Genomic DNA, 11,910 nt, shown 5'->3' on the forward strand with positions numbered 1-11,910 from the left:
GTTTGCTTCGTAACGAACAATAAATAGTATAGCGCCTACCTTCTTACTCGTCAACACTTTTTCCATGTTTTTTAAAGAGATTCTAAAAGGGCGAAAGATACTTTCTCTCGCCCTTTTATTAACGGATAAAATACGAACATTATTGCTATTGATTATTGAATCATCCATTAATATTTAACTAGCATCAAAGGATGTGAATGTTGATGGCTGAATCGTTGTCAACAATTCACGGATATCATCAGCACTCTTAAAGACCAATTCCTTCGGTAACTGCTTCTGTAATGCCTGATAATCAGTCACATGAAAGGAGTATAACGATTCGGCATGGCCTTCATCTTCGACTGCAGTGGCCAATTCACCCAAGCGCCAATCGTCAAAATTAGTCACCCCAATCTTTTGAAAGGCAGACAGAATCGTCCCCAAAGAAGTCTTTTCTTCATGATGGTGAACCTTCACTGCCCAAAAATGATCACCTGAATCTTTTTGATGGACTAAAAAATAGGGAATATCGTGGTCATATGCAATAACCGTCGCTGCTACCATTGTCATATAGTACTCCTCAGCTAATTCTTTTCTTTGCTTCCTCAATCCAACCTGGCAAGGCTAACGCAATTGGTTCAAAACCATAGTCCAAGTGATAGTTCGTCCAGAAATGTCGTTTCACGCTGTTGTTTTTAATAATTGGCGTGTCCTTGAGTGGCATGATGCCCACCTGACGAAGAGAGAGGGAAATTTTACCAGTGTACTGGTCAATATCCAATACAATCACCTGTACCTGGTCACCGACTTTCAATTCGCCGTTCAAATTTTTAACAATCCCTGATTTGAACTCCGAAATATGAACCAAACCTTGCGTTTGCTCGTCTAATTTAATAAAGCCACCATAGGGCTGAATACCGGTAACTGTTCCTGTCACCAGCTGTCCAATTTTATAAGGCATCTTTTTTCTCCTACTGTCCTCATTATAGCAAAAAGCGCCCAACACTTTTAGTGAAGGACGACTTTTTCAATGACAATATCATCGATTGGGCGGTCAGCATAGTCTGCTTTCGCCTTAGCAATCTTATCGACAACATCCATCCCAGCCACAACTTGACCAAAGACAGTGTGCTTGCCATCCAACCATGGGGTTCCCCCATTTTCTTGGTAGGCAGTTTGAATTTCTTCTGGCAATCCCTTGAGGGCTGCCTTCATTTGCTTAGGAAAATGACTCGCTTGAACAATAAAGAACTGTGATCCGTTCGTCTTTGGTCCAGCATTCGCCATTGACAAAGCACCGCGAAGGTTAAACAAGTCATCTGAGAACTCGTCTTCAAAAGGCTTGCCCCAAATACTTTCACCACCGCGACCAGATCCTTCAGGGTCTCCCCCTTGAATCATAAAATCAGGAATCACTCGATGGAAGATAACGCCATCGTAGTAACCTTCCTTGGCGTGGGTCAAAAAGTTTTCGACTGCCTTAGGTGCTTGTTCTTCAAAGAAAATCAGGTCAATATCACCATAGTTGGTTTGCAAAGTGGCTTGTGCTTCTTTTGCCGCCAAATCTAACTGTGGAAAATCAGCCATCTTATTCTCCTTCATCCTGAACAACAGGGTTAATGACAACATCCCCTGCTTCAATTTCTTCTAGAGCTTGCCCAACTGATTTGTTGGAATCAAACTTAACCTTTGTTGCTGGCATCCCGGCATCCAATTCACGGGCGCGCTTTGAAGCTAAGGCAATCAACTTATACCGTGAATCAACTCGCTCTAACAACTTATCTACTGATGGATACAATAACATGTGCTACTCCTTTAATCCGCAATTTGATTAAATACGCGGCTAACCTTCAAACGTTCAGCAGTAATAATTGCCTTAATTCGGTCAACGGCTAACTCGACGATATCATTCTCGACGGCATAATTATAATTGATCATCTTCTTCAATTCGTCCTTAGCGGCTTCAACACGTTGGTCGATGACTTCAGGCGAATCAGTTCCTCGGCCCTCTAATCGGGTACGGAGATTTTTAATGTCAGGTGGGGTCAAGAAAATATAAACCCCTTCTGGCATTTTTGTCTTCACTTGCAAGGCCCCTTGGACATCAATTTCCAAGAAAACATCCTTACCGGAAGCTAAAGTTTCATCAATGAAAGAACGTGGCGTTCCGTAGTAATTACCGACGTATTCGGCATATTCCAACATGTCACCTGCCTGAATCTTTTCCTCGAATTCCTTACGGGAAACAAAGAAGTAATCCTGGCCGTCCACTTCACCAACTCGTGGCTTACGAGTTGTTGCTGAAATGGAGTAACGGAAATCAACACCGTCATCTTCAAAGATTGCCTTACGAACTGTTCCTTTTCCGACACCAGATGGGCCTGAAAGGACGATTAACAAACCACGTTGTGTCATGCTCTTCCTCTTTAACATCAAAATCTACTTTAATGTTTGTATTTTACCAGAATTTTTCTCATTATTCAATGACGGGCTCAAGTAACCACTGATTTGTCAACCTAATTCTAACCTTCCCAGAGACATTTTAGAAAGTCTGTTCGCCTGAGGGGAACAAAGCCCTAAACGCCTTTAAATCAGCCTTAAACTAGTTCTTAATAAAAATTTAACCAAGAAAAGCACTTGCAATACCAAACATTTGTTCGTATACTAAAGGCAACAGTGAAAGAGGAGGCGGTCTCATGCAAGTCAATCTTGATAGCCGGACTTATTACAATCAAATCATTAAGCAAGGCAAGCATGTCTTTGCCCGCTTACGCGAACACTTTGCTGTCGTTCCATTGAAGCAGCAACAAAATAGCCAAGAACTCATTACTCGCTTAGAGTTGGCCATTAATCTCCAAGAACCGGTGGACGTCCAAATGAACTATGGCTTTGACCAAGAACAAATCCAGGACTTCCATGGCGTCTTATCTCAGACGCCAGCCGGCGCATTGTTGATTCAGGATCAAAAGACGAAGCAAATTCACCAATTGATGCCAGACCTCTTGCGCCATATCTCATTTTCATAATTCTGCTAAAAATGCCTGTTGGTTTTCATTGAAGACCAGCAGGCATTTTTTTATCTTTACTTTTCTTGGACTAGTTCTTCAACGTCAGCAATCGTCAACTGTCCTAAGAGCTTATTTAAGGCAGCAACGTCCAGGTAATGGTCAACGCCAGTTAGACCAGCTTCCATCTTCTTAAAGTCCGTCACGGCCTTCTTACTAGCTAAGAATTGCAAATAGCGGGTAATCTCGCCCCCTAAACCATCCAACGAGTCAAAAACCGGTTGCCAATAGTCAAAGAGGTCCTCTTTGACAAAGGTATCAATCAAGCTAGCCGTCCACTGGTGGTGATCAGCCTGGAACTTTTCTGCCAATCCTTGGTGTAAGGCCTGCAAAAGCGCCATTTCCTGATCCGACACCACTCCGGCCGTCGATGTCTTTTGGAAGGTTTCCACCATCCGTTTGCCAAAGGCAATTTCTTCTTCCAGTTGGTCCGCCGTTAAAGCAGGTGTCAAAGGCTTCGCATCGGCATTTTTTAAATCAGGTAACGTAACCGTTAACCCGCGAAAGACTTCCTGAATCGTTTCCAGGTCAAAGTCATCGGCATCCCCGTTTTGCTTTAAGAATTTAAATTGCAAGTCATCGATTGCTGATGACTCACTCATCAACTTGGCAACATCCTGGCCCTGGAAACGGAAGTAATTCACCGCCATGACCGTTCGCATAATCATTTTCCAGAAATTTGGATCAAACTTAGTCGTTTGCACGCCATAACGTGGTGAAACCTGCCCTTCCTTGGCCAAAAAGGCTTGGATATCATACAAAACTGGCGTCAGCAAGACAAAGTAGCGCCAGTCACGGTCCGTTGACTGAACCAAAGTGGCTTGCATCGCCTCGTTTAAGTTGACGATTACCCGTTCATCACTCGTAAAGGCAGAAAAATTCTGCTGCACCATGGTGGCAATCAAGTCATCTAAGAAGAATGAGGCCGCCTCAAAGACAGCTGGTTGATAGGTATTATTCTTGGTCAAAAAGAACCGTGCCCGCAAGAAACCAGCAAATTCATTGTAATCAAATGGTGCTAACTTCTTATTTTCACGAAACTTGTGCTTTGTATTTTGGTGTTTAAATGCTTTAATTTGTGCGGACTTTCCTTGTTTCACATTGAGCCTCCTACCTTAAATTGATAAATCGAGTTGGTAACGTCCGTGACCAAACTCACGCAGCTTAAATTGGAAAATTTGTTCCTTACGCTCTAAGTTCGGTGTTTGAACCTTGGCCTGCAAGTCACCTTCAAGTTCTGCCACTTCGATGGCCTGGTTAATGGCCGACATGACCGGTGCAAAACTCTTAGGATCAGCAGAAGCATAAAAGAGCTCCGCATTCCCGTAGGTATTGGAGCGACGAACTAAGTTCACAGACACTTTAAAGCGGTTGGCTTCAAAGACCAAGTGATTATAGTTAAAATCGCGGGCGTATAAAAATAGTGCGGATAAAAATTCTCCGGCTGGGTACTTATCAGACATGTTGTCTTCCCTTCTCGTTGTTTCAAGTAATTGGTGGCGGATTAAATACGTTACTAACATCAGGACTAAGCACGCCTTTTATAAATAAAGACGGGATTATTGAGCTGCTGCAAGGCTGATTTTTCAACCTTGACCAAATCCAAATCAGGCCTTAGCGCAAGGTCACGATCGTGGCACCATCCCCGCCAGCATTAGCGGAAGCAAAATGGAAGTCCTTGACCCGACGGTCGGACCGCAGAAAATCAGTGACACCCTTGCGTAATGCACCGGTTCCCTTTCCGTGAATAATCTCCACGGAAGAGAGGTTGGCCAAAACTACCGTATCCAAGTACCGGTCCAAATCAGTAATGGCTGCCTCGTAGCGAACGCCACGCAAGTCAAGCTTAGCCTGCACGCGGCCGGTTGCTGAACTGCTGTGGGCCGTCTTAGCAACCTTTTGTCGGTGCTGCTTCTGCTTTTCCTTTTGGGCCTTAGCAGTTGCTTCAGTCTTCGTCAGGTCGTCTTCGTCAACCAGCATCTTTAAGATGCCCAATTGGACTTCCCACTGACCATTCTTATGCTTTTTCACCAGAGTTCCCTGCTGGTTATAGGATTGAACCACCACATCATCCCCAGGAGCAAGCACCTTGGCCCTCTTAGCCTTCTGGAGAATCTTATTTTTCTCCAAGTGATCACTTTGATGCAAGGAAGAGATTGCCTGCTTTTGCTTTTGCAGATCCTGCTCGGACAAGCCAGCCTTTTGGCCACCGGCCAAGCGTTCCTTGCGGATAGCGGCAATTAATTGGTCAGCCTCTTTTTTGGTCTTCGCAACCAAGTGGTTAGCTTCCTTCTTGGCATCCATCATGACCTTGGCCTGATTTTGCTCCAACTTTAACGTCTTTTCTTCCAGGAGTGTTTGTTCACTTTGAACTTGAGCCGTCTTCTTTGCCAAATCAGCTCGCTCGCCCTTGGCCAATTGGCGCTGGTCAACCAGGTCCTGAATCATCTTATTCAAGTTTTGGTCCTCAGGGTTCACCAATGATTGGGCATCCGCCAACAGCTCATCGTCAAAGCCTAAGCGCTTGGCAATAGCCAGGGCATTTGACTGTCCTGGTACACCAATTAAGAGCTGGTAAGTAGGCTTGAGCGTCTCCACATCAAAGACCATGGAGGCGTTTTCCGTTTCTGGACGGTCATAACCATAAAGCTTCAATTCTGGATAGTGGGTTGTAGCGATGGTTTTGGCCTGCAAAGAGCGCGTCCGATCCAAAATTGCCATGGCCAATGCGGCCCCCTCTTGCGGATCCGTTCCGGCTCCCAATTCATCAAAGATGACCAGGGATTGGTCATTGGTCTGTTGCAAAATCTGCTTGATGTTAGCCATATGTGAGGAGAACGTGGATAAGTTCTGCTCAATTGACTGTTCATCCCCAATATCAGCAAAAATCTGGTCAAAGACCGCTACCGTCGATGGCCGACCGGTCGTAATAAAGAGTCCCGACTGAGCCAAAAGCTGCAAAAGTCCCAACGTCTTGATGGTAATGGTTTTTCCACCGGTGTTCGGTCCGGTAATAATCAATGTTTGGTAGTCGATGCCAAGACTAATATCGTTTTTAACGGCCTTCTTTTCACCAATCAACGGGTGCCAGGCCTGGTTTAAGACAACCGACTGGTCGGTTGACAGAGCTGGTGCCTGAGCATTTTGGCTTTTCGCTAACCGTGCCTTGGCGTTGGCAAAATCCAATTGGCCCAAAATCAAAGCATTGGTGACCAGGTCTTCACTATGCAGGGCCAGTTCAGCAGAGAGTTCAGCTAAAATCCGATTTTCCTCAGCTCGGGCCAAAACATTTAATTCTGACCATTCATTGGCTAATTCAACCACCACCTGCGGTTCAATGTAGTAGGTCTGACCACTTTGGCTTTGGTCATGGACAACCCCTGGAATTTGGTGCCGGTATTCGGCCTTCACCGGCAAAACATAGCGGTCCGACCGTTTTGTGACAATCGGTTCCGAGAGGTACTGGGCTGATTTTCCCCGCGTGTACCCCTGCAGCTTCTGCCGGATAGCATTCTCATGCCCCGTCATTAGCCTTCTCAGGCTCGCCAGCGCCGAAGAAGCACTGTCCAATACTTGCCCCGTCTCATCAATGGCCTTGTTGACCTGAGCCGTCAATTCGGGCAAGAGTACCAGGTCGGCCGCTTTAGCAGCCAGACGGTCTACTGACCCCGCCAAATCATCATCTTGAATATTTTCAAAGAAATGAGCAATTGCGGCGGTAGCAGTTAACACTTGGGCCAAACTGACAATTTCCGCCCCGTTGAGGCTTGCCTGAATTTCCAATCGACGAACCTGATCCTTAATGTCCACCAAGGCCGGCAACAACATGCCGCCCTTTAATCGATCAATCAACACGGCCTCGTTGGTTTCCTGCAACCAGGCAGACACCTGGTCAAAATCAGAAGACGGTTGTAAGTGATCAACTAGGACTTGTCCCTGTTCGGTCTGAATAAAGGGATACAGTTGGTCTTTTACCTTTTCATATTCTAATGTCTGTAAGACTTTTTTATTCATACTATTTGTTCCTTATTACTTAAAGCCACCACTGATAAATCTGGTTCGAAAGAACCGGCGTGGTGTTCAAAAACTGATTTAAAATTGGGCTTTGGCTAAACTGCATCTGCAGCCAGGCATTGGGGACAACCGATAAGACCTGCAAAATAACAAAGCTTAAAACAACTCCGATTCCCAAATACAAGATGCCACCCAACAGGCCGTCAAGTGCTCCTAAAATTGGCAAACGACGGATAAAGCGGATGGGGCGCAATAAATAGTGGCCAACAAAAGAACCCAAGGCCATCACGACCATAAAGGCCAAGCCCGATGATAAGAACTGGGTTCCTTGACGAGAAACTTCTTCTGGCACACCTGGACGAGAGAACTGGCCCGAAACCCAGTTGGAGAAGAGATCAGCGAGTGGCTTGGAGTAAACCGTGGCCATATAAAAGACCAAACAAAAAATCGCTAAACGGGCCAAGACGTGGACCAAGCCTTCCCGGTATCCGGACAAGGCCATGAGGAAAATTACAACAGCAAAAATCAGTGAAAGAATCATTTTCAAGCTCCTATTTCGGCGCGATTTTATCTGGCTCTCCCCCAACCAAATGCGCTCAATTCACATACTTAATACGGTCAATTATACCATTAAAACTGCTATAATTAAGTGGTTACTACCCCATTTACCAAGAAGAAAGCGGGCTTCAATGCAAAGCGTACTATCCTTGTCAAAGGCAACCATTAAGAAATGTCAGGACTACTATGCAGGTCACATGAAAGAATCAGCACCGGCTGGCGCACTCTTCCAGGCCCAAACAAATGAGACGACCATCACAGCTTACCATTCCGGTAAAGTGCTCTTCCAAGGCAAAAATGCCAATCTAGAGGCAAACCGGTGGGCTGATCAGCAATTAGACCTCAGTAAAAGGGGTGAAAAAAGAGTCAAGGTACGACCCCAGCAGGATCAACCTGGCCAAAATCTTCCTGCTGGCTTTCAAAATTGGAGCGTCATCGGTTCTGACGAAGTTGGTGCCGGGGCCTACTTTGGTCCACTAACAACAGCGGCCGTTTATGTACCACAAGACCAAAATGCCTGGGTCAAAAGCCTTGGTATCGCTGATTCGAAGACACTGACCGACGAAAAAATTAAGGCCATGGCCCCTCAGATCATCGAACGCCTCCCGCACCACGTCGTCAACCTCATGCCGGATAAGTACAACCAATTGCAACAAAGCGGACAAAACGTGGTGGCAATGAAGGCCCTTTCGCACAACTTTGTTTTAGCAACCGTCCTCGGAAAAATCAGCCCGACAAAACCGGATGGTTTCTTAATTGACCAATTCGTCACACCCAATTCTTATTTTCGCTATCTAAAAAAGAACCACCAGCAGCCAATCGTGGAAAATCAGGTCTACTTCACCACCAAGGGTGAGCGGTACCACCTAGCCGTCGCCGCGGCTTCTATTCTCGCCCGCTACGTCGAACTGATTTCAATGGCCGAACTGAGCCAGGAAGCCGGTATTCACCTACCAATCGGTGCTGGTAAGGAAGCAGACCGCGTTGCTAGCCGCCTTATCAAAGAGGGAAAAGACTTGAACCACTTTGCCAAGGTCCACTTCGCCAACACCAAAAAGGCTGAAAAATTAGCCCGCGGGTGAGTTAATGCTAGTGAGCGGTAAAAGGTTCCAGGAACTCTCGGTCGCTTAAACCAAAACACTCCCCCAAAGCGACTCTATTCCAAACCAAATTTTATCGACAAGAAAACCACTAAGCAGAATCACCTGCCTAGTGGTTTTCTTTACTTGTCATCGTTTAAAGACAAGTCGTGTTCACTAATTTCAATATCATTGCGGTCCTGATCTTCCTGATCAACCACTTGATTGGCCAGTTCTGCCTTCTTAGCAGCCAAGGTTTCCTTGGCTTTCGAAACATAGGGCGCCAAATTGTCTTGAACGCGACTAGCAGCCTGCTTCGCCTGGTCGGCCTTCGCCTGAACCTTTTCTTTAAGCTCATCCTTTTGTTCTTCATGCATCAACTTGTAGGCCGCAGTGACACCAAGACCAAACAAGAAACCAGCAAAAATGCCATTCGTTGCTTTTGACATAGCAATTCCTCCGTTACTTTTTATTTTTTTTAGAAAAGAGACCGAAAACCTTCGACAATGCTAACGTAGCACCAGCCTTTGAGATTGTCCCCATCCCCGCTAAGTTATTTGATGCCTTTCGAACCGAACCATTCAAATCGGAAACTGTCTGTGATAAATCAGCAGCAGCCTGAACAGTAACGTCTAGCGTCGCCATCTTATCGTTGACATCATCCAACAACATGTTTGTGTTCGCCAAGACCTCGTTAGAAGAGCGGGCGATGGTATCGATATCAGTTGTCAAGATGCTGACCGATCGGGTTAATCGCAACAAAAAAATACCGATAAAAACAACCAAAAGCAAAAATGCTAAGGCAAAAATTAAAATTGAAAGTTCTCCAATAGTCATAAAGTGAGATTCTCCTCTCGTTTCAATAAAGGACAGGTGATTTGCTCCTATTGTAGCAGACTTGAAACATTATTGCAGGCTCAGACATTAATTTAGTCCCTCAAATAAAAAAGCCCCAAAGGGCTTTTCATTAACGAGCGTAATCAACTGCTCTCGTTTCTCGAACAACTGTCACCTTCACATGACCCGGATATTCGAGTTGTTCCTCGACTTCGGCCTTAATATCATGGGCCAAAACCGTTGCTTGAATGTCGGTCACCTTTGAAGGCTCAACAATCACGCGAACTTCTCGACCAGCTTGGATAGCATAGGCTGATTTAACACCCTGATAACCATCCGCAATATTTTCAAGGTCGGTCAGACGCTTCACGTAGTTTTCAAGCGATTCTGATCGAGCACCTGGACGAGCAGCAGAAATTGCATCCGCAGCTGCGACCAAGTCTGCTAGTGGTGAAATTGCCTCCGTATCGCCGTGGTGGGCGGCAATGGCATTCACAACCACTGGCTTTTCCTGATATTTCTCAGCTAAGCGAACGCCTAGTTCTACGTGAGAACCTTCAACTTCCGCATCAACAGCCTTACCAATATCATGTAAGAGACCAGCACGCTTTGCTTGTGCAACATCCATTTTAAATTCGGCAGCCATCAAACCGGTAATCTTCGCCACTTCAATTGAGTGTTGCAAGACATTTTGTCCGTATGATGTCCGATAATTCATTCGACCAATTAACTTAATTAAGTCTGGGTGTAGGCCACGCAGTCCTAGTTCAAAGACGGCTTCCTCACCCTTTTGTCGAATATTTTCATCCATTTGGCGACGCGCCTTTTCAACAGCTTCTTCAATCTTAGCTGGGTTAATGCGCCCGTCAGAAATCAGAGCCTCTAAGGCGTTTTTAGCAATTTGGCGACGCAGGGGGTCAAACCCTGACAAGACAACTGACTCTGGCGTATCATCGATAATCAAATCAATCCCAGTCAATGCCTCAAGCGTCCGAATGTTGCGGCCTTCACGACCAATAATCCGACCCTTCATCTCCTCACCAGGTAAGTTCACAACGGAAACCGTGACATCTGAAACGGTGTCAGCAGCCGAACGCTGGATCGCTTCCACTACCACGTTCCTTGCCCGCTTTTCGCCCTCGCTTTTAGCATCAATTTCATACTCTTGAATCAAAGCTGCTCGTTCACGATCCAACTGAGCACTCGTTTCAGCTAGAATTTGATCCTTGGCCTGTTCTCGAGTCAATGCCGCAATTTCCTGCAACTTCTCTTCCTGTGCAGTCAAAGTAGCCTGTGCAGCATCAGCCTTTTTTGTGGCTTCTGCTAATTGGCTTTGTACCTGGTTCTCTTTTTGAATCAGCGAAGCATCTCGCTGGTTCAAAGTTGCGTCTTTTTGATCCAAAGTATCTGTCCGGTCCTGCAGACGACTTTCTTGGGCTTCGACCTTTTTTTCCCGACCTGACAGTGATTCAATCACTTCATGACGGTACTTTTGGGCCAAGTCCTTTGCGTCAACTTCTGCATCCCGTTTGATACTTTTGGCTTCATCATTTGCTTGTTTTAAAATGTTTGCTGCAACCTGCTTGGCGCTATTGAAACGCATCTTGTCTAAGATTTGTTTTACAAAATAGCCACCAGCCAAGCCGATTATCAAAGCAAAGAATGCTGAAATAATAATCATACCCATCGTATTTTCTTCCTTTCAGCAGTGAATTTTTTTCAATTCACAATTCTAGTATAGACAAAAATAGTCTTTGGGTCAATTAGAAAAGAGAATGTCTTTTTCTTGTTTTTTTAAATAAAATATTTTAAAAATCTTCGATAAAATCAAAACAAAAGCACAATTAATGAAAACAGGTCTGTTCTTAAATGACACAAGAACAGACCTGTTATCCTTAATTTTTAAAACGACGATTTAAATCTCGTTCCTGGTCGCGCTTTTTAATTGATTGGCGCTTGTCATATTGCTTTTTTCCACGACCAACACCAATTAAAACCTTGGCAAAACCACGCTTCAGATAAACCTTCAACGGCACAATGGTTACCCCGGGTTCCTTTGCCAACCCGTTCAATCGGGCAATTTGTTTTTTGTGCAAAAGTAGCACCCGGTTGCGTAAAGGATCAACGTTAAATTGATTACCATTTTCATAGGCCGCAATATGAACATTGGTGAGGATTGCTTGACCATTGTTGATAGTCACAAAACCATCCCCAATCGTAATTTGACCGGCTCGAACTGATTTAATCTCGGTTCCAGTCAAAACAACCCCGGCCTCCAGGGTTTCTTCAATCGCATAGTTAAAGCGAGCCTTGCGGTTCTGCGCCAGGGCTGGATCGTCTTTGATTTTCTTTTTGGCCATCCGGCTTCCCTTCTGCAA

Annotated in this window: 15 protein-coding genes; 2 read left to right on the forward strand and 13 right to left on the reverse strand. The window is 45.2% G+C overall.

The genetic code is table 11. The annotated features are described in order from the left end of the window. Positions 1–174: 174 nt before the first annotated feature. From AOQ32_RS05425 to gmk, 5 genes are read right to left on the reverse strand one after another with little or no spacing between them, the layout of a single operon-like run. Entirely contained in the window at positions 175–549 is a 375-nt protein-coding gene (locus AOQ32_RS05425) for a hypothetical protein (protein WP_059393935.1), read from the reverse strand. 10 nt (positions 550–559) lie between these two features. Next, the gene (locus AOQ32_RS05430) at positions 560–940 is read right to left on the reverse strand and encodes a CvfD/Ygs/GSP13 family RNA-binding post-transcriptional regulator (RefSeq protein ID WP_059393936.1); all 381 of its coding nucleotides are present in this window, start codon (positions 938–940) and stop codon (positions 560–562) included. A gap of 47 nt (positions 941–987) precedes the next feature. Beyond that, on the reverse strand, positions 988–1,566 hold the full coding sequence (locus AOQ32_RS05435; protein WP_059393937.1) for a peptidylprolyl isomerase: 579 nt from the start codon (positions 1,564–1,566) through the stop codon (positions 988–990). A 1-nt stretch (position 1,567) separates the two neighbouring features. Further along, the gene (gene rpoZ / locus AOQ32_RS05440) at positions 1,568–1,783 is read right to left on the reverse strand and encodes a DNA-directed RNA polymerase subunit omega (protein ID WP_047974323.1); all 216 of its coding nucleotides are present in this window, start codon (positions 1,781–1,783) and stop codon (positions 1,568–1,570) included. Positions 1,784–1,794: 11 nt separating this feature from the next. Further along, the gene (gmk, locus tag AOQ32_RS05445) at positions 1,795–2,394 is read right to left on the reverse strand and encodes a guanylate kinase (protein ID WP_059393938.1); all 600 of its coding nucleotides are present in this window, start codon (positions 2,392–2,394) and stop codon (positions 1,795–1,797) included. Positions 2,395–2,675: 281 nt separating this feature from the next. Here gmk and AOQ32_RS05450 point away from each other — a divergent pair, with 281 nt between their 5' ends. Continuing rightward, the gene (locus tag AOQ32_RS05450) at positions 2,676–3,005 is read left to right on the forward strand and encodes a hypothetical protein (RefSeq protein WP_059393939.1); all 330 of its coding nucleotides are present in this window, start codon (positions 2,676–2,678) and stop codon (positions 3,003–3,005) included. Positions 3,006–3,061: 56 nt separating this feature from the next. On the opposite strand, the gene AOQ32_RS05455 is transcribed toward AOQ32_RS05450, so the two are convergent. The 4 genes from AOQ32_RS05455 to AOQ32_RS05470 all read right to left on the reverse strand — a co-directional run bounded on the left by AOQ32_RS05455 (position 3,062) and on the right by AOQ32_RS05470 (position 7,599). Continuing rightward, positions 3,062–4,144, reverse strand: a complete 1,083-nt coding sequence (locus AOQ32_RS05455) for a hypothetical protein (RefSeq protein ID WP_059393940.1) — start codon at positions 4,142–4,144, stop codon at positions 3,062–3,064. Positions 4,145–4,159: 15 nt separating this feature from the next. Then, positions 4,160–4,507 (reverse strand): hypothetical protein, encoded by a 348-nt coding sequence (locus AOQ32_RS05460; protein ID WP_047974319.1) that lies wholly within the window; start codon positions 4,505–4,507, stop codon positions 4,160–4,162. Between the two features lie 151 nt (positions 4,508–4,658). Further along, positions 4,659–7,058 (reverse strand): endonuclease MutS2, encoded by a 2,400-nt coding sequence (locus AOQ32_RS05465; RefSeq protein ID WP_059393941.1) that lies wholly within the window; start codon positions 7,056–7,058, stop codon positions 4,659–4,661. A 19-nt stretch (positions 7,059–7,077) separates the two neighbouring features. Further along, positions 7,078–7,599 (reverse strand): CvpA family protein, encoded by a 522-nt coding sequence (locus tag AOQ32_RS05470; protein ID WP_059393942.1) that lies wholly within the window; start codon positions 7,597–7,599, stop codon positions 7,078–7,080. A gap of 148 nt (positions 7,600–7,747) precedes the next feature. Between AOQ32_RS05470 and rnhC the strand changes: the two genes are divergently transcribed. Beyond that, the gene (gene rnhC, locus AOQ32_RS05475; protein ID WP_059393943.1) at positions 7,748–8,698 is read left to right on the forward strand and encodes a ribonuclease HIII; all 951 of its coding nucleotides are present in this window, start codon (positions 7,748–7,750) and stop codon (positions 8,696–8,698) included. A 140-nt stretch (positions 8,699–8,838) separates the two neighbouring features. Here the strand turns inward: rnhC and AOQ32_RS05480 are convergent, their stop codons facing one another. The 4 genes from AOQ32_RS05480 to smpB form a co-directional block, all read right to left on the reverse strand. After that, a complete protein-coding gene (locus AOQ32_RS05480; RefSeq protein ID WP_059393944.1) occupies positions 8,839–9,144 on the reverse strand; it encodes a hypothetical protein in 306 nt (101 codons plus the stop codon). A 13-nt stretch (positions 9,145–9,157) separates the two neighbouring features. Next, positions 9,158–9,532, reverse strand: a complete 375-nt coding sequence (locus AOQ32_RS05485) for a DUF948 domain-containing protein (protein WP_047974314.1) — start codon at positions 9,530–9,532, stop codon at positions 9,158–9,160. A gap of 130 nt (positions 9,533–9,662) precedes the next feature. Continuing rightward, positions 9,663–11,219, reverse strand: coding sequence for a ribonuclease Y (gene rny, locus AOQ32_RS05490; RefSeq protein ID WP_059393945.1), 1,557 nt, complete (start codon positions 11,217–11,219; stop codon positions 9,663–9,665). Between the two features lie 208 nt (positions 11,220–11,427). Further along, positions 11,428–11,892 (reverse strand): SsrA-binding protein SmpB, encoded by a 465-nt coding sequence (gene smpB, locus AOQ32_RS05495; protein WP_059393946.1) that lies wholly within the window; start codon positions 11,890–11,892, stop codon positions 11,428–11,430. Between the last annotated feature and the right edge of the window lie 18 nt (positions 11,893–11,910).

This window comes from Fructobacillus tropaeoli, assembly GCF_001047135.2.
Lineage (GTDB): Bacteria > Bacillota > Bacilli > Lactobacillales > Lactobacillaceae > Fructobacillus > Fructobacillus tropaeoli.